The organism is Photobacterium sp. SP02, assembly GCF_038519165.1.
Lineage (GTDB): Bacteria > Pseudomonadota > Gammaproteobacteria > Enterobacterales > Vibrionaceae > Photobacterium > Photobacterium halotolerans.
Genome location: NZ_JASJOJ010000009.1, coordinates 45969 through 62583, shown reverse-complemented (window position 1 = coordinate 62583; position 16615 = coordinate 45969). Strand labels below are relative to the sequence as shown.

Sequence of the window (16615 nt, the reverse complement as noted above, 5' to 3'; positions counted from 1 at the left end):
TGACGTGTACCGGCTCCCCCTACACGAAGGATAATCATGATGAAAAAACTGGCAACGTTAATCTCTGCTGCACTTCTGACATCCACAGTATCTGTGTCTGCACAGGCGCAGGACACACTGGCGATTGTGGTGTCAACGCTGAACAACCCGTTTTTTGTGACCATGAAAGACGGCGCGGAAGCCAAAGCAAAGTCACTGGGTTACAACCTGATTGTGCTGGATTCGCAAAACGATCCGAGCAAAGAGCTGTCGAATGTCGAAGATCTGACGATTCGCGGTGTAAAAGCCATTCTGATCAACCCGACCGACTCTGATGCTGTGTCGAATGCGATTCGCATGGCGAACCGCTCAACGATCCCTGTCCTGACCCTGGACCGTGGCGCCAGCCGGGGTGAGGTGGTGAGTCATATTGCTTCAGATAATGTTGCCGGTGGTGAAATGGCAGGCAAATACATCATGGAAAAAGTGGGTGAGCAGGCCAAAGTCATTCAGCTGGAAGGCATTGCCGGAACCTCAGCTGCCCGCGAGCGGGGCGAAGGTTTCATGAAAGCCGTAAAGGGCAGTCAGATGGAGCTGCTGGCCAGCCAGCCTGCAGATTTCGATCGCACCAAAGGCCTGAACGTGATGGAAAACCTGCTGGCGGCGAATCCTGATGTGCAGGCGGTGTTTGCTCAGAATGATGAAATGGCGCTGGGCGCGTTGCGTGCGGTTCAGGCGTCCGGCAAGCAAGTAATGATTGTCGGTTTTGATGGGACGGATGACGGTATTGCCGCTGTCAATCGTGGCAAACTGGCGGCGACCATCGCCCAGCAACCGGATCAGATTGGCGCACTGGGTGTAGAAACCGCAGTTAAAGTACTGAAAGGTGAGCAGGTTGAAAAATATATTCCTGTACCGCTGAAAGTGGTCGTCAAGCAGTAACGTGATTCGCTCCCTTTATGAAGGGCGGAGGGATGGTCATGAGCGTGTTGCAGCAGTGAATATTCCCTCCCCTTGGCAAGGGGAGGGTTAGGGTGGGGTTCGTGAAATGTGCACAGGTTTGAATTTTGTGCCCGAGTAACCCCTCCTAGCCTTCTCTTTGAAAAGGGTGAGGGATGGTCATGATCGTGTTGCAGCAGTGAATATACCCTCCCCCTTGAAAAGGGGGAGGGACTATAAAGCAGTTTTGCTGTTCCTCTGAAAAAGTGGAGGAACAAAGCAACAGTTTTAGTGGATTTATGTTGGCCAGGATAACGTGATGAATAAACTAGTGGTTTTAGGCAGTGTAAATGCTGACCATGTATTGCGGGTGCCCGCTTTTCCGCGTCCGGGTGAGACGTTACATGGCCGTGATTATCAGGTCATTCCCGGTGGAAAAGGTGCTAATCAGGCGGTTGCGGCGGCGCGGCTGAATGCGGATATCGGTTTTATTGCCTGCGTCGGTGATGATGCATTCGGCATTCAGATCCGGGAAAGCTTTCAGCATGACGGCATCAATATCTCAGGCGTAAAAATGCAGCCGGATTGCCCGACAGGCATTGCGATGATTCAGGTGGCTGACAGTGGCGAGAATACAATTTGTCTGTCACCGGAAGCCAATGCGCAGTTGACAGCAGAGTGCATCGAACCTGATTTGGAACAGATTCGTCAGGCGCATTTCCTGCTGATGCAGCTGGAAACCCCTTTAGACGGCATAGTCAGCGCAGCTCAGGAAGCGAAAACGCACCAGACGAATGTGATCCTCAATCCGGCACCTGCACGGGCATTGCCGGACAGTTTGCTGTCCTGTATCGATGTGATCACCCCGAATGAGACAGAAGCAGAAGTATTGACTGGTATCACAGTCACGGATAATCAGACCGCTCAGCTGGCGGCGGACGAGCTGCATCTTAAGGGTATCGAAATTGTGCTGATAACCCTGGGTGCTAAGGGTGTCTGGTTGAGCCAGAATGGCCGTGGTCAGCTCATTCCGGGGTACAGGGTCGATGCTGTGGATACAACAGCGGCCGGTGATACCTTCAACGCTGCCCTGGTGACTGGTTTATTGGAAAATATGTCTTTAGAATCAGCCATTCGTTTTGCACACGCTGCTGCCGCCATCTCAGTTACCCGCTTTGGTGCCCAGACGTCAATTCCGACGCGTGCAGAGGTGGATGCGTTTCTGGCGGAGCGCTTCGCTGTCATTGATTAATCACACAGGAACAATACATGGCCACGATGAAAGATATTGCAAGACTGGCAGGCGTGTCGACTTCAACTGTGAGCCATGTGATCAACAAATCCCGCTTTGTCAGCGACGAAATCGCAGAACGCGTGAACCGGGCTGCGAAAGAACTTAATTATGCACCTTCTGCGCTGGCTCGCAGTCTCAAAGTCAACCGCACCCAAACTATCGGCATGCTGGTGACGACTTCCACCAACCCATTCTTCGGAGAAGTGGTCAAAGGGGTGGAACGCAGCTGTTATCAGAAAGGCTATAACCTGATTCTGTGTAACACCGAAGGGGACAGCGAGCGCATGAAAGCGTCCATTGATACGCTGCTGCAAAAGCGGGTCGATGGACTCCTGTTAATGTGTTCGACACTGGAAGGTGAGCAGATAGACGTTTTTGAACGCTATCCGGATATTCCTGTGGTGGTGATGGACTGGGGGCCAATGTCCTTTACCAGTGATAAAATTCAGGACAACTCTTACCAGGGCGGCTACCTGGCCGCCCGCTATCTGATTGATTGCGGACACCAGGAGATCGGCTGTATTACCGGACCATTGATGAAACATCAGGCACAGTTCCGCTATGAAGGTTTTAAGCATGCGCTGAGTGAAGCCAAACTGGCGGTTCAGCACGATTGGATTGTGGAGTCTGATTTTGAATGTGAAGGCGGTTACTCTGCTTTCAACAAGATTTTTGCCAGCGGTTCACTGCCCAGCGCTATTTTTGCGTGTAACGATATGATGGCGATGGGGGTCATCAACGCCGCCCATGAAAAAGGGATTCGTATCCCGGAGGATCTCTCCCTCATCGGGTACGATGACATCCATATCGCAAAATTTATGACGCCATCGCTGACCACTATTCATCAACCGAAATACCGCTTAGGGCAGGCGGCTGTCGAGACCTTACTCAAGCGAATCAATAAAGAAATCACTGAGCCGCAAGTGGTGCGGCTGGAACCGACGCTGGTGGTACGAAAAAGTGTGCTTCGCGTCGTAAACTGACCACCGCAATGCGCTCAGAGCAGTCAGGCAGAATGACAACACCAGCCTGATGACATTTACGATTTAGCTGTTTTTTGCTTCTGTGCCTGAAAGTGTCGCGGCAGCGCCAGAATCTCTTCAATAAAGATCAGATAAAACACCGGCATCATCAGGAACATGATAAAGACATAGCTGCACTGATAGCGTAACGGCATCGGTCGTTTTTTGCCCTGATCGAAGAGGGTCAAACCTGACAGCAAAAAGAAAACGATGGCATACAGTGTTGCAACCACTCCAAGTACCAGATAAGCCGAAAAGAACAGAGAGACCAAGCTTTCCATAAAACACCTCAATGTAGTGGATTATTTTGGTTATGTTTCAAATAATCAGAGCGTTATTGGCAACTTTCTTAAAAAGAAAGAACAATTAACGTCAATCCCTGAGAACAATGAATCATATGAAACTTGGTTTCTATTTTGTTCCGGCATTTTTGCGGCTTACTTCAAAAAATCCTCTGTTGTTCCCGTCTATTAAACGAAAAACAGCGGACAGAAGCGGAAACCGACTAGTAACAGCGTCTAACCTTTTGCGTTTTGAACATTTTTAATTGGAAATGCGCTGAACGGCTTAATCTCTTTCAGTACAAACATACTTTGCATTTCTTTAATGCCAGGTAAACGCCGTATGGTTGACATCGCGAAGTCGGCGTAGGAATCGAGATCGGGGGAAACAACCTGAATCAGAAAGTCGGCATCACCGCCTATGCTGTAACAGGCAACGACATCGTCCAGTGCGGTTACCTCTTCCTCAAACTTTCTGGCTTCCGCTTCGCTGTGACTGTCAATGGCCACCCGAACGAATACCATCACGCCCAGGCCAATCTTCCTCCGGTCCAGAACGGCCCTGTATCCCTGAATAATGTCATCGTCTTCCAGCTTACGGACTTTGCGCCAGCAGGGAGAAGACGACAGCCCGATTTTATCTGCCAGCGCCTGGTTGGTGATGCGCGCATCGTCTTGCAAAAGTGTCAGGATTTTAATATCTGTCTGATTCAGCATTGCGTCTGCCAATTTCTTTCTCTCAAGGTGTGTATTAAGCAAGACTCTACCTTTTTAAGCCCGAATGTTAAGCGATATAGGTAACACATTTCTTATTATAAAATGCATACTATTTCACTCTGTGTGAATGACCGGACAGAGAGGTGGCTTATTGCGTCGCGAGTCACGCAGGATTATTAAGCAGAGTTCAGCAGATCTCAGAAGCTGTATAAACACAAAGATAATTGATTAAAAAGGATATTTTCATGTTAGAGACAACACAAATCCTGGCATACATGTCAGCGCTTATGCTGGCGGCAGCGATTCCAGGCCCCGGCATGACAGCCTTGGTTGCGCACAGTGTACGTGGCGGTGCGGTCACCGGGTTTACCATGCTCAGCGGGTTAATTCTGGGGGATTTAATTTACCTGTCCTTTGCCGTGTTTGGCCTTGCTGTTGTTGCCCATAGTTACGGCGGCTTGTTCACAGCAGTCAGTTGGTGTGCATCCCTCTATCTGGCGTGGTTATCCTGGCAATTCTGGAATCACAACCCGGAAGCCATCAACATAGATAAACAGACGAATAAACGGGAATTGACGGCAGCCTGGCTATCCGGCTTAACGATTACTCTGGGTAACCCGAAAACTATCGCTTTCTATCTGGCCATTCTGCCGCTGGTTATCACGCTGGATACTGTGTCGTTCCAAACCTGGGGTTTGCTTTTAGTGCCGCTGACCATACTGGTTCTTGTCTTTGTCGGCGCGGTATTTATCGTTGGTGCGCTGAAAATTCGGCGTTTTCTCGCCAGCTCTCAGGCACAGGTCTGGCTGTTTAAAGGGGCAGGGGTCATTATGTTTTTGGCAGCTGTCAGTATGGCGGCGCGTATGGTCTGAAGCGCAGCCCCGCTATATGTCAGGTAAAACTGGGCCAGGTAAGCACTGGCTTTGAGAAAAGCAGGAAAGCTGGTTGAGCATAAAAAATGACCTCATCAATTTGATGAGGTCATTTTAATAAGCCTACGGTTTAACCAGTCTGATTATTTACCCGCAATACTCAATCCGCTGAAACGAATTTTGGGTGCGAAGAAATCGCGCTCGTAGTCATTTTCAAGCTGATTACCGACGGCGTCGATGGCTTTGATCATCTGGTAAAAGTTACCGGCAACTGTGATGCCGCGTACCGGTTGGAGGCGCTTGCCGTCGCGGCACAGAAAGCCACTGGCGCCGAAAGAAAAGTCGCCGCTGATGGCATCGGCGCCTGAGTGTACGCCTTGCAGCTCAACCAGTTCCAGGTATTCACCCGCAGTGACTTCGGCGTCATTGCTCTGGCCTTCGGCTATCACCAGATGACGCGAAGCGACTCCCAGGCCCCCTTTGGCCGAGCGGGCAGCATTGGCTGTGTTGGCAATGTCGAAATAGCTGGCGGTGTGACTGTTATGCAGCAGGCTTTGTAGCTGACCTTCACCGATCAGAATCGTGTCCTGGGTGGCAAATCCCTCGCTGTCGAAGGCTTTGATGGCAGAGCCGCCCTTTACATAGGCCATGTCACTGACCGTCAGCAGTGAGCTGGCGACCTGCTTATGCAGGGCGTCGCGCCACGGGTTAATGCCTTTCATGGCCGACTGGCCGGACAGGCACATGCCAAAGGCGCCAAACAGGCTGCTCAGTTCACTCAGATTGAAGATCACCGCATACTTGCCGGTCGCTATAGGGCCGCCGTCCAGCAGTGCCAGCGCCGTGTCGACACCGTGATTGATGCAGTAGTTCGGATCGAGCTCGGCAAAGCGACGTCCGGATGACATGCCACCATGCATGGCTTGTTTGCCATCCTGATCAATCAGGGCATAGGTGTAACAGTAAGTGGAACGCTCCTGATGCTGACAGAAGGCGCCATGGGTATTGGCCAGCATACTCAGGCTGTCGGATTCACCAAAACCATTGTAAGGCGCACTTTTGGCTCCTTTGTCGATCACGCCTTTTTCCAGCGCCAGCGACAGCGCGATCTTCTGCTCGATATCCACATCGTCTTGCTGATAAATCTCAGGCGAGTCAGTGGTTAAGCGGCTGTTCTTTGCCTGGATCCGCTGGTGGGCATCTGCTTTGGTGAACTGCGCGCTTTGCAGCGCCTGCTCTACCATGAGTTTCAGGCTGTCCGGATGCAGGGATTCCGAGTAGCTGGTGGCGACTTTGTCGTCTTTGACAACGCGTACGCCAATCACCTGGCCGGAGGTGACTTTGTATTCATCCAGTTCGCCGTTGTTGGCTTTCAGTGACAGGTTATGGCTGCTGCTGGCAAGGACATCCGCTTCGGCGCCCGCAGAGGTAGCCAGTTCCAGTACCTGTTCCATGGCGTGTTGCAGGGTTTGTTGATCCGCCATTAGTTACCTCCCACCAGAATATTGTCTACTTTAAGTGCTGGCTGACCAACTGTGGTCGGCACTGAGCCGCTGACCGAGCCGCACATACCGGCTGCCAGTTCGAAATCCTGACCGACCATACTGATTTCTTTCAGAACCTTCGGTCCTGTACTGATCAGGGTGGCGGATTTCAGCGGACGGGTAATTTTGCCGTCTTCGATTAAATAGGCTTCCTGCACCGCGAAGTTGAATTCGCCCGTGCCTGGCTGAACGGAACCGCCGCCCATTTTCTTGGCGAATATGCCCTTTTCGACGCTGGCTATCATCGCCTCCAGACTGCTGTCGCCCGGCTCGATGAAGGTATTACGCATGCGGGAGGTAGGCGCGAACTTATAAGATTCACGGCGGCCGGAACCCGTTGGCGCAAAACCGGTTTTCTTGGCGCCCATCTGATCGACCATAAAGCTGGTGAGCTTACCGTCTTTGATTAACTGGGTACGCTGGGTTGCCATGCCCTCGTCGTCAATGTTGATGGAACCCCATTCATTTGCCATGGTGCCGTCATCCACGGCGCTGACCACAGGGTTGGCAATCATTTCGCCCATCTGGTCATGGAAGACCGAGGCTTTTTTGGCCACCGAGGTGGTTTCAAGCAGGTGTCCGCAGGCTTCATGGAAAATCACACCGCCAAAGCCATTGCCTATGATCACCGGCATTTCACCCGACGGGCAGTTATCAGCCGTCAGCTTGATCATCGCCTGTTTCGCCACTTGCTGGCCCAGCGATGTGGGATCAATACGAGTGTTAAATTCCCAGCCGGTCAGTGCCCCTGGTGCTTCAAAGCCTGTTGACTGCTCACTGCCATCTTGCGCGACAGCGGTAGCAGCAATGCGGGTGTAATGGCGGATATCACCGGTGTGCAGGCCATTGGAGTTAAATATTTCCACCTGCTGCTGACGCTGCAGAATGCGGCCGATGAACTGGGCAATTTTGGCGTTTTCTGCGCGGGCCGCTTTGTCGGTAGCACGCAGGAAGGCGATTTTGGCTTCCAGGTTGGCGTCCTGCGACAAAGGCTGGCGCACTGGGTGTTTGTCAGTCAGTCGGCTGAAGTTCAGTGCGGATGCCTGCACGATTTGATCGCGGTTATCTTTGGCGGCCAGCAGGCTGGTGACACGCTTCAGTTCTTCTTCTTCAGTGCTGTTGGTGTAACCGTACAGCACTTTGTGACCAAAGAAGAGACGGATACCGATACCAAAATCGATACCGCCGTTGATTTTATCGACATCACCGGCATTGAACTCGACAGAGCCCGACTGGTGGTGCTCGACGAAAAGTTCGGCAAAGTCTGCGCCGAGAAACAGCGCATGGTCGATGACGGCTTTCGCCGTTGATGGGTTTAGCATAATTGCTCCTTGCGTAAATTCAGGTGGCAAGTTGATCCCAAAGCATTGATGAATAATAGTCGGTATCAGGCTTTTTTTGTCAAAGAGACAAGAATCTCTTCTAACTCATCCCAAGGCAGTATGTCCTTATCAATGACTTCAATGCGGGACTCAAACCCTTCCAGAGTGAGTTCATTCACCGAGACTACCCGATTGACCACATTAAAAGCAAAACATCCGCGTTCGGTGTTGACCACGGCTTTCACACGCTGGGCATTCAGGTTAGTAAACAGGGTAAACAGCTGGGAAAAATCAAAATGCAGATCGGTCGCAAAGAACCAGCCGCAGCTGTGATAGCCCTGACCATGGTTTTCTTTGCGGATGAAGGTTTCACCGGGGGCCAGCTCTAACCCCGGCAGCGGCGCGGCCACATCGTCATGATGATGGTGATGACTGTGTGCAGCCTGACGTGCAATGCGAGGCTGTTCCAGCAGCGACAGATCAAGCTGCCCTTGCTCAACCTGAGTGATCATTTGTTTGGCAGGTTCGCACTCGCTGGCGTACTGCTCAAACATCAGCAAATCGTAATCGCTGCAGGCATCGATTTTGTTGGCAACCAGCACATCGGCCAGCGCAATCTGATCCTGAAAATTCTGGTTATCTGTATATAAGCTGTCTGAAAACTGACGCGGATCAACCAGGGTGATCGTCGCTTTCAGATCGATGTATTTGGCATAGCTGTCAGAGGTCAGTTTATTGATGATCTCTTTGGGATGACCCAGACCGGTGGGTTCCAGCAGCAGGCGATCCGGCTTTTGGGCCAGCAGGGCATTGATGCCCACCGACATCGGTAGCCCGGCAACACAGCACATACAGCCGCCCGGCACTTCTTTGACGATGGCGCCCTGCTGGTCGAGCATGGCCCCATCGACACCCACGTTACCAAACTCATTGATCAGAATGGCCCATTTCTCATCGGCAGGCTTGCGCGCCAGCAGCGACAATATGGCCGTGGTTTTACCGGCTCCCAGAAAGCCAGTGATGATATTGGTCGGGATAGGTTTGCTGATGGTCATTGAGAATCCGTCTTACCGCATAACTAAGTTACTGGTCATCATACTGTATGGCGGAAATGAAGGGTAGAGCGAAGGGGCTGGAGTGGAGAGCTCCGGTTAGTCTCGTCAGCACCGAGCGCTGTTCGCGATTTCTTAGCGGTATTTAACAGAGCCGTGAGACTGATTGCTTGCGGTTATTTAGTCACTTTGCTTCCTTTATGACATTTGCGATTTATGCTTAATTAAAGCGGGCCTAACAAAGAATCCGTTGAACGCATAACGGGATGTAGCCTGGGATATCCGCAAGTTGAATCGATAGGAGTGGCATATGCATGTCAGGCTTTTTGAATCATTGCATATATTTTGGCTCTTTGTTGGCATTGCTCTGATGATGCTGCTGTTTTGCGAAATTGGTTATCAGTTTGGCCGGTATGTATTTAAACGAAAAGATAAAGACGTCCCAGGCCCGCTCGGATCTATGGTTGGGGGGCTGCTGGGGATGCTGGCGTTTGTGCTCGCTTTTACTTTTTCCATTGCATCCTCGCAGCACGAAACCCGAAGAGACAATGTGCTTGAAGAAGCCAATATCATTGGCACAGCCTATTTGCGGGCCGATTTACTTGATGAGTCTTCTGAAACCATTGTGAAAGATTTGCTCAAATCGTATGTCGATATCCGTCTCGACGCGGCCAGAGGCAGTGACATCAATGAAGCGCTGAAAGAATCTGCGGCGATCCACCGCCAGCTGTGGAACGCAGTCTCTGTTTACGCAATCGCCAATCCAAGCCCTTTGACTTCGTTGATGATTCAGGCGACCAATGATCTGATTGATATGCATGAAAAAAGAGTGACGGGCGCATTACGAAACCGGATCCCTTTTAGTATCTGGTTGGCGCTGGCAGCGATCACAGCGCTCGCCATGATTGCATTGGGCACCCAGGTGGGTTACTCCGCTAAGCGAAGGCTGATTGCGGTGATCCCCTTAGTCCTTGCGTTCGCGGTGCTGGTGACTCTGGTGGTCGATCTCAACCGGCCGCAAAGCGGCTTGATCAAGGTAAGCCAGCAGTCGATGGTTGATCTTCAGAACAGTATGGATGGCAACAAGAGCGGCAATTAATGTCTGGCTATGAACCTTGCATGCTGGCTGTGCTGTCATTTCTGGCTAATGGCTGATGGCTGATGGCTGATGGCTGATGGCTGAGGTCAGAGTAACCCTGCAACACGCGTCCGGCAGGCATATGATCGGCACTGATTGCTCAAAGGGTAAGTCACTGTTAGACTTCGACTTTCTCTTCTGACTGACCCAACATGCCGATGTTTCGCGCTTTCTTTTTTATTCTGTTCGCTGCTTTTCCTGTCGTCAGCTATGCTGTTGAGCTGGCCGTTGGATTACAAAGTACCTTCACCAATATTGAAATTCAGGACCCGGAACATGGAGATAAAGACGTGGCTGTGATGACCAGCGGCTTCCATATTCTCCCGACCGCCTCACTGGTGTCGTCGCCGTATTACTTTTCTGAAAATTCCAATGTTGGCGTGCAGTTTCAGCTCGACTGGTCGTTTTTCAAATCAGGCCAGCAAGAGCTGCAGGACAGCCAGAAAAACGTCGATCTGGGCACGTCCGTGAAAGGCTATGCCATTACGGCGGTACCTGTGTTGTTCTATCACTGGAACCGTGATGCCGGCTCAGACTGGAATGCCAAAGTCGGCATCGGCTTTGGCGCAGGCTATCTGGATCTGAAAGGCAATTATCAGATCACCCATGTTGCAGAACATCGGGGCGAAACCCGTGATGTGAACTTCGACGGCTTTGGTATGGCCATTAATGTGTATCTGGAAGCCAACAAGGGGCCGCATCAGTTCCAGCTCTATAATTTCAGCCCGGTACTCAGCGAAAAAGAGTATGACTTTCAAGGCCATAATGTGGTGATGGCGTATAAATACCGCTTTGATCTGAATGAGGTTTGGCCGGCGTGGTGATTGTTTTTGCTCTTGGCGGCTAAGAGTGCAGATATTGAATCGCGTTGGTATGTCGCGCTTTGTTTTGGCGAAAATATCACCATTTTAGGATGCGCGTCAGATACGCTTTGCTGGCCCAATGCATGGTATTAACGAGACAGAGATTGTCTGTTTTGGTGAAATCACTCACTGAAAAATATTCTATTTAGTGCATATTGTGTGCGACATGAGCAGTCTGGCAGCTGCGTGAAACAGCATCTTGCCGTATATCGCTAAAGCTTATGCATTCTGGAACTTGATTGAGGGACGGGTAGATATGCCGCATGAGCTCGAATTGATATTAATTGGCTCGGTGCATCATCTCTTCGCGACAAAGCCGCGCGTGCTGGCTGTGTGATACAAAGAAAAGAATAGGACGTTGTTCGTATGGAAAGTGACATAGTTCAGGAAATTTTTGCTGTTGAGGAAAAACTGAAGGCTTCAATGCTCAGCTCAGATACTGTTGCATTAACCGATTTGCTATCCGATAGCCTGGTATTCATTAATCATTTTGGCCAACGGGTATCAAAGCAAGATGATATCGCCTTGCACCGTTCTGGTTTGTTAGCCATTGAATCAATCGAACTGCGTGATTTTCAGGTGGTACCACAAGGAAATATCGCTCTGGTTCATGTAAACGCAGACATTAAAGGGAAATATGATGGCGCTAAGGCCAATGGTGTTTTTGCTTTCACTCGCGTTTGGCTAAAGCAAAACAACCATTGGCAGCTCATTTCAGCCCAGTCGACAGTTATCTCATAACAGATAAAGATTAGAGTCGCGCAGCTGACTGTTTTCAGCAGGCTTTGCGAGTGTGTGGCAACGCCTGATGAGGTGTTAGTTGTTAATCGAAATATATGAAAAGGAATTCAAAAATGAAAATTGCTTTAGTGACGGGAGGTACAAAGGGAATTGGGCTTCAGACCGTCAGGCGTCTGGTCGAGTCAGAGTATAAGGTGATCACATGTTCTCGTTCACAAGATACCTGGGCAACTGTACTCGAGATATTTCCTGAACTGAGCGTTGTGGATTATCAACAATCAGATATATCCGTTGAGTCCGATCTTGACAATTTGTTCCGTCATATCAGGGCTGAATACGGTTCACTGGATGTTGCGGTGAATAATGCATCACCCGCTCTTTCCTCAAGAGGAAATTTCCATGAAGTTGATACCTCATTGTTAAGAGAAACGCTGACGATGGATTTCTGGTCGCAGGCTTTGTGTTTAAAGCACGAAATCAGTCTGATGAATACGGGCGATTCTATTGTCAATATCAGCTCAGTAAATGGCTTGAGGCCAACGCCGAATGCTTCAATGTACAGTGCAGCCAAACATGCCCTAGAAGGACTAACACGTTCATTGGCCTTGGAAAATATAAGCTCAGGCATTCGTATTAATGCCGTTGCTCCCGGTGTTACTTGGACGCCTCGTTGGGAGGAGCGGCAGATTGATGTCCCCAATATCCGGGCAGATGTGTCCAACGTTGTGCCGATTCAGCGTTTTGCCAATACTGACGAAATCGTCAATGCTATTGAATTTTTATTATCTGAGAAAGCCAGCTACATTGTGGGGCATACGCTGGTCGTAGATGGTGGGTTATCGTTGGCATAAGCGGTTAACAGATAATGATAAGTGTCGCGCAGCTGACTGTTTTTATCCGGCTTTACGAGTGTGTGGCAAAGCAGATGAGATGGTGGTGTCATTCTTCAGGCGAAATGGTGATTAATGAGTAATCTTCAGTACGTGTCTCTTGATGAAATAGAATCAGACAAGTTCATTCCCATACTCAATAAAGCGAGTACCAGAAAGCACCTCATTACTCATGATGAGTTTGATTCTGATCTTGCAGAAAAATGGATTCGCGACAAGATCGAAATTGATGATCTTGAAGGTTGTATAGTGAGAGCCATCACCGTCGATGACGAGCTAGTCGGTTGGTGTGGAATTCAATTATCAGAGCTTGGTTATGAGATAGCCATAGTCGTTGATGACCGCAGTTGGGGCATTGGGAAAATGGTTTTTAGATCGCTAATCTCATGGGCTCATGATTTTGGCCATGAAGTCGTTTATATCCACTTACTGCACACACGCCCTGAATATGAGTTCTTACGTAAAATATCTCAAAGCGTGTTCCCAACGGAAATGATAGGCGATAGGTTCACAACCTATGAGCTCAACGTAGCGGAGTGTCTGGCAGGTAAGAAGCAGAATTAATCCAACAGAGTGAGACATTCCGAGAATGAAAACCTTGAGTATCGCTGCAATCTGGAATGGGGAAACCTTAGCACGCCTGTGTCCCAATCGCACTGACAGGGAGGGGCAAGCCTTTTGTTCACAAGATTCAGGGAAGCTCAACTGTGGTTTTGGCTCATTTTTCATGCCACTTCAGCCTCCAGCCTCTCAGGCATGAAGAGAAACAGCGCAGAAGACGCGACAAGCAGCAGGCCACCAATGGTCCAGCTGACAGAAATGCCGTAATGATCTGAAATCAATCCGAAAAACAGCGATGCAAGAACGCCGCCGCAAGTGATCATGAAAGAGCTGATGGACAACATGGTTGAACGGATACGCGTTTCTGTATGCTCATGGAGCAAGACACGTTCGGAATTATTGCCGGCGGTGAACAGGAAGAAGAACAGCAGGTAACACAGGGTGAAGCTGATAGGTTGCGAGGTATTGGCTAAGGCAATGAAGGCGATGCCGGCGGCGACTCGGGTCGAGAGCATCAGGATTTTGTGCGACCCTTTCAAGTGTCTGACTAATCGGACGGACAAAATTGACGAACTGGCAGACATCAGAAAGTAAAGGGCAGAAAGGCATCCGAAAAAGGTGACCCCATAACCTGTGCCATGGATGAGTTCTGCCAGATAAGGTTGCCAGTAGTTTTCAATCCCGCTCAAGACCATGCCAAACACCAGCGTGGTCTGCATCAGCCGGCGAAGCACCGCATGGCGGAAAGCGGTTTTGATGGCTTGCAAACTTGTCTGGAAAGCATCGGTTTGATGCTGATCTGCGGGTGAAGGCACAGGTTGATCTTCTTCAAGAATCAGTGCCAGCGTGATCACTATCAGAACCAGACTGGCGATGGCAACCAATACGATATTCAGATCATACATATTTAACCCTGAGAACCTTGATGGCGGCGGGAATGAGCGAGATGCAAAGTCGGGCAGCCAGCCACCGATCAGGGAGCCAGCCGCCAGTCCGAGCGTGACGAACACATGAATGGTTGCAATCGCGGAATGAAAAGATTGCTGGCCGGGTTGGCGCCGGAAGCTGTCGTAAAACCAAGCGTCAAGCGTACCGGAATATACGGCTTTTGCTGTTCCCAGCAGCATGGCTGCAATCAGAATGAAGGGCAGGCCGTCTGCAAAGTACAGCACGATGCAGCCCAGAATGTTGACCAGCAGCGAGATAAGGTAAGTCTTCCTGCGCCCGTAGGTATCTGCGACACCGCCCAGAGGGATTTCAAGCAGGGCGGTGCTACCGATCCAGACCGCCATGACGATCCCGATATCCATCAGGCTGAGTCCTCTCGACTGGAAAATCAGTATCAGTACCGGAATCATGATGCCCACAATCGTCCAGTGGAGGCATTGTTGAATCCCGAATCGGCGTGTCAGTCCTTTTTTGCTCATGCTGATGTTCTCTGTGATGCTGAATGTTCGCAAAGAATCTCATATTGATTCATTGTTTCAATGTAATCTCATGAAGGGTCGTATTATGATGCTTTGAGTGTCGGGATGTGATTCGGAGAACACCAAATGGATGACAGGTTGTCGCAAGCAGTGTGTGCCCTGCTTAAAAAGGAACTCAGGAAAAGTAAAATATCCTATCAGCACTTAGCGGATGAATTGGAAATCTCTGAAGTGAGTGTGAAGCGACTGTTGAATCACGTGCAGCCCCTGTCGATGCAAAGGCTGATTCGTATCAGTCGTTTGCTGAACTTGCCATTGTCGAAGCTGCTTGAAGAAGCGGAAAAAAATATCTACACCATTCCCGTTTTTACTCAAGCGCAGGATCAGGCTTTTTTCGAATGTCCGGCTTTGTTTACCTTCTGGTCTGAGTTAACAGAGCACAGGACGGTGAATGAGATTGCTGAACGGTATGGCCTGAACGAGGCTTCAATCTACCTTTATCTGAGAAAGCTTGAGATCATCCAGCTGATTGAGATCAAATCTAATCGATCCTGTCAGTTGTTGGTCCCGACACACACTTCTTTTGAAAAAGGGGCCCGGTTCCCCATTTACTTCACCCGAACGGTGCTGAACCGTCTTCAGGCGCGAGTGATTGATCTCCCTGCTGAAGACAATCAGGCCTTTTTGATGACGTTAAAAGCAGAGCTGACGCATGAAGAGTTTTTGGAAGTCATGCATAAGTTAGATGACTGGATGTTCAATTTGCTGCGCGAAAGCCAGGATGTCAGAGCGCGGGAAGGGCTGAAAGTTGCCTCTTATACCTTTGGCTTTATGGCGGCTAAGGGGGCCTTTCATGACAAGCTGCCAGACATTCCCAACCTGACCGATGCGGTTCAATGATGCTGTTGCCAAGTGCGTAACGCTGCTTCAGTGTTGTGAAGGGCTATCGGAAGATGCGCCTTCACTTAACCGCTCCACCAGAAAATCCACCAACAGCCTTACTTTCGGTGACAGCCGGACGCTGGACGGAAACAATGCCCAGATGCCTTCTTTGTCGTCGCGGTATTGGGTGAGCACTTCAATCAGCTCGCCGGATTCCAGATCCTGCTGGATATAGTAATCCGGTAGCTGGATCAAACCCAGTCCCCGGCGGGCGGCGTCGCGCAGGGCGAAGCCGCTGTTGCATTTGAGACGGCCTGAAATACGCAGTGCTCTGGATTGTTGTTTGTCTTTGAAGCGCCAGACATCGACTGAGCCAACCAAACACTGGTGTTTACTCAGCTCCGACAGGGTATGGGGTTCGCCGTGCCTGTCAAGATAATCGCGGCTGGCACAGACGTAAGATTGCCGGGTCGACAGACGGCGGGCGATCAGGCTGGAATCTTCCAGACGGCCAAGGCGGATCGCCAGATCGACGCCGGACTCAATCAAATCCAGCTTCTGATTGGTCAGCATGAGTTCTACGTCGACCTGCGGGTACTGTTCTAAAAACTGATTGATCAGCGGTGCCAGGTGCAGCTCGCCGTAGGTGACGGGGGCGGTTACCCGAAGCAAGCCTTTCGGTGAGGTTTGCATCTGTGTCACAGCCAGTTCGGCCTGCTCGAGCCCTTCAATCAGGTGCTTGCACTGCTGAAAATACAGAATACCGGCTTCTGTGAGCGAGACTTTCCGTGTGGTTCGGTTGAGCAGCTTGACGGCCAGCCGCTCTTCCAATGCCGATACGCGGCGGCTGACTTGGGCCACGGATGTCGCGAGTTTCCTGGCCGCCAGCGTGAAACTGCTCGATTCTGCCACAGCCACAAATTCGCTGACGCCTTCCCACTGTGCCATTGGATTGTCCCTTGATTGGATATTGGTGAGCTGATTATTACACATCCGTAAAAATGATTTGCCTGAAACAGTCATTATTTACAAAACAGAAGGTTTTATACTGAGTGTCATAGTAAGCCTTTGATTTCTCCTTGCGGAGAAAT

At 50.3% G+C, this 16615-nt stretch carries 17 protein-coding genes; 10 read left to right on the top strand and 7 right to left on the bottom strand.

Annotation, left to right across the window (positions count from 1 at the left end; translation table 11 throughout):
• The first annotated feature begins 39 nt into the window (after positions 1-39).
• The 3 genes from rbsB to P0Y67_RS06330 all read left to right on the top strand — a co-directional run bounded on the left by rbsB (position 40) and on the right by P0Y67_RS06330 (position 3195).
• Complete coding sequence (gene rbsB / locus P0Y67_RS06340; RefSeq protein WP_342391185.1) at positions 40-921, top strand: ribose ABC transporter substrate-binding protein RbsB; 882 nt, start codon at positions 40-42, stop codon at positions 919-921.
• 316 nt (positions 922-1237) lie between these two features.
• Complete coding sequence (rbsK, locus tag P0Y67_RS06335) at positions 1238-2170, top strand: ribokinase (protein WP_342391184.1); 933 nt, start codon at positions 1238-1240, stop codon at positions 2168-2170.
• Positions 2171-2187: 17 nt separating this feature from the next.
• The gene (locus P0Y67_RS06330; protein ID WP_342391183.1) at positions 2188-3195 is read left to right on the top strand and encodes a substrate-binding domain-containing protein; all 1008 of its coding nucleotides are present in this window, start codon (positions 2188-2190) and stop codon (positions 3193-3195) included.
• A gap of 56 nt (positions 3196-3251) precedes the next feature.
• On the opposite strand, the gene P0Y67_RS06325 is transcribed toward P0Y67_RS06330, so the two are convergent.
• Together P0Y67_RS06325 and P0Y67_RS06320 are read right to left on the bottom strand one after the other, a co-directional pair.
• The gene (locus tag P0Y67_RS06325; RefSeq protein WP_342391182.1) at positions 3252-3515 is read right to left on the bottom strand and encodes a hypothetical protein; all 264 of its coding nucleotides are present in this window, start codon (positions 3513-3515) and stop codon (positions 3252-3254) included.
• 237 nt (positions 3516-3752) lie between these two features.
• Complete coding sequence (locus P0Y67_RS06320; RefSeq protein ID WP_342391181.1) at positions 3753-4232, bottom strand: Lrp/AsnC family transcriptional regulator; 480 nt, start codon at positions 4230-4232, stop codon at positions 3753-3755.
• A gap of 245 nt (positions 4233-4477) precedes the next feature.
• On the opposite strand from P0Y67_RS06320, the gene P0Y67_RS06315 reads away from it, so the two are divergent.
• The gene (locus P0Y67_RS06315) at positions 4478-5104 is read left to right on the top strand and encodes a LysE family translocator (RefSeq protein ID WP_311568133.1); all 627 of its coding nucleotides are present in this window, start codon (positions 4478-4480) and stop codon (positions 5102-5104) included.
• Between the two features lie 143 nt (positions 5105-5247).
• Here the strand turns inward: P0Y67_RS06315 and P0Y67_RS06310 are convergent, their stop codons facing one another.
• The 3 genes from P0Y67_RS06310 to P0Y67_RS06300 form a co-directional block, all read right to left on the bottom strand.
• Positions 5248-6588: a TldD/PmbA family protein gene (locus P0Y67_RS06310; protein ID WP_342391180.1), complete on the bottom strand. Its 1341-nt coding sequence runs from the start codon at positions 6586-6588 to the stop codon at positions 5248-5250.
• On the bottom strand, positions 6588-7970 hold the full coding sequence (locus P0Y67_RS06305; RefSeq protein ID WP_342391179.1) for a TldD/PmbA family protein: 1383 nt from the start codon (positions 7968-7970) through the stop codon (positions 6588-6590). Before P0Y67_RS06305 ends, P0Y67_RS06310 begins: the two co-directional genes overlap by 1 nt.
• 65 nt (positions 7971-8035) lie before the next feature.
• On the bottom strand, positions 8036-9025 hold the full coding sequence (locus P0Y67_RS06300) for a CobW family GTP-binding protein (protein ID WP_342391178.1): 990 nt from the start codon (positions 9023-9025) through the stop codon (positions 8036-8038).
• Between the two features lie 307 nt (positions 9026-9332).
• Here P0Y67_RS06300 and P0Y67_RS06295 point away from each other — a divergent pair, with 307 nt between their 5' ends.
• From P0Y67_RS06295 to P0Y67_RS06275, 5 genes are all read left to right on the top strand, one after another.
• Entirely contained in the window at positions 9333-10121 is a 789-nt protein-coding gene (locus P0Y67_RS06295) for a bestrophin-like domain (RefSeq protein ID WP_342391177.1), read from the top strand.
• Between the two features lie 191 nt (positions 10122-10312).
• Positions 10313-10984, top strand: coding sequence for a hypothetical protein (locus P0Y67_RS06290; RefSeq protein ID WP_342391176.1), 672 nt, complete (start codon positions 10313-10315; stop codon positions 10982-10984).
• A gap of 405 nt (positions 10985-11389) precedes the next feature.
• Entirely contained in the window at positions 11390-11764 is a 375-nt protein-coding gene (locus P0Y67_RS06285) for a nuclear transport factor 2 family protein (protein WP_342391175.1), read from the top strand.
• A 113-nt stretch (positions 11765-11877) separates the two neighbouring features.
• Positions 11878-12615 carry an SDR family NAD(P)-dependent oxidoreductase gene (locus P0Y67_RS06280; protein ID WP_342391174.1) on the top strand — a complete coding sequence of 246 codons (738 nt, stop codon included), beginning with the start codon at positions 11878-11880 and terminating at the stop codon, positions 12613-12615.
• 114 nt (positions 12616-12729) lie between these two features.
• Complete coding sequence (locus P0Y67_RS06275) at positions 12730-13218, top strand: GNAT family N-acetyltransferase (RefSeq protein ID WP_342391173.1); 489 nt, start codon at positions 12730-12732, stop codon at positions 13216-13218.
• A gap of 161 nt (positions 13219-13379) precedes the next feature.
• On the opposite strand, the gene P0Y67_RS06270 is transcribed toward P0Y67_RS06275, so the two are convergent.
• Entirely contained in the window at positions 13380-14642 is a 1263-nt protein-coding gene (locus P0Y67_RS06270; RefSeq protein ID WP_342391172.1) for an MFS transporter, read from the bottom strand.
• Between the two features lie 126 nt (positions 14643-14768).
• On the opposite strand from P0Y67_RS06270, the gene P0Y67_RS06265 reads away from it, so the two are divergent.
• Positions 14769-15542, top strand: coding sequence for a helix-turn-helix domain-containing protein (locus P0Y67_RS06265; protein WP_342391171.1), 774 nt, complete (start codon positions 14769-14771; stop codon positions 15540-15542).
• Between the two features lie 27 nt (positions 15543-15569).
• Here the strand turns inward: P0Y67_RS06265 and P0Y67_RS06260 are convergent, their stop codons facing one another.
• The gene (locus P0Y67_RS06260) at positions 15570-16472 is read right to left on the bottom strand and encodes a LysR family transcriptional regulator (protein WP_342391170.1); all 903 of its coding nucleotides are present in this window, start codon (positions 16470-16472) and stop codon (positions 15570-15572) included.
• Positions 16473-16615 lie beyond the last annotated feature (143 nt).

Excerpts from the sequence above, each read along its gene's own strand:
- rbsB (WP_342391185.1), top strand. The coding sequence starts at position 40 with ATGAAAAAACTGGCAACGTTAATCTCTGCTGCACTTCTGACATCCACA.
- P0Y67_RS06275 (WP_342391173.1), top strand. The coding sequence starts at position 12,730 with ATGAGTAATCTTCAGTACGTGTCTCTTGATGAAATAGAATCAGACAAG.
- P0Y67_RS06315 (WP_311568133.1), top strand. The coding sequence starts at position 4,478 with ATGTTAGAGACAACACAAATCCTGGCATACATGTCAGCGCTTATGCTG.
- P0Y67_RS06320 (WP_342391181.1), bottom strand. The coding sequence starts at position 4,232 with ATGCTGAATCAGACAGATATTAAAATCCTGACACTTTTGCAAGACGAT.
- rbsK (WP_342391184.1), top strand. The coding sequence starts at position 1,238 with ATGAATAAACTAGTGGTTTTAGGCAGTGTAAATGCTGACCATGTATTG.
- P0Y67_RS06280 (WP_342391174.1), top strand. The coding sequence starts at position 11,878 with ATGAAAATTGCTTTAGTGACGGGAGGTACAAAGGGAATTGGGCTTCAG.
- P0Y67_RS06300 (WP_342391178.1), bottom strand. The coding sequence starts at position 9,025 with ATGACCATCAGCAAACCTATCCCGACCAATATCATCACTGGCTTTCTG.
- P0Y67_RS06260 (WP_342391170.1), bottom strand. The coding sequence starts at position 16,472 with ATGGCACAGTGGGAAGGCGTCAGCGAATTTGTGGCTGTGGCAGAATCG.
- P0Y67_RS06310 (WP_342391180.1), bottom strand. The coding sequence starts at position 6,588 with ATGGCGGATCAACAAACCCTGCAACACGCCATGGAACAGGTACTGGAA.
- P0Y67_RS06265 (WP_342391171.1), top strand. The coding sequence starts at position 14,769 with ATGGATGACAGGTTGTCGCAAGCAGTGTGTGCCCTGCTTAAAAAGGAA.
- P0Y67_RS06325 (WP_342391182.1), bottom strand. The coding sequence starts at position 3,515 with ATGGAAAGCTTGGTCTCTCTGTTCTTTTCGGCTTATCTGGTACTTGGA.
- P0Y67_RS06295 (WP_342391177.1), top strand. The coding sequence starts at position 9,333 with ATGCATGTCAGGCTTTTTGAATCATTGCATATATTTTGGCTCTTTGTT.
- P0Y67_RS06270 (WP_342391172.1), bottom strand. The coding sequence starts at position 14,642 with ATGAGCAAAAAAGGACTGACACGCCGATTCGGGATTCAACAATGCCTC.
- P0Y67_RS06305 (WP_342391179.1), bottom strand. The coding sequence starts at position 7,970 with ATGCTAAACCCATCAACGGCGAAAGCCGTCATCGACCATGCGCTGTTT.
- P0Y67_RS06290 (WP_342391176.1), top strand. The coding sequence starts at position 10,313 with ATGCCGATGTTTCGCGCTTTCTTTTTTATTCTGTTCGCTGCTTTTCCT.
- P0Y67_RS06285 (WP_342391175.1), top strand. The coding sequence starts at position 11,390 with ATGGAAAGTGACATAGTTCAGGAAATTTTTGCTGTTGAGGAAAAACTG.
- P0Y67_RS06330 (WP_342391183.1), top strand. The coding sequence starts at position 2,188 with ATGGCCACGATGAAAGATATTGCAAGACTGGCAGGCGTGTCGACTTCA.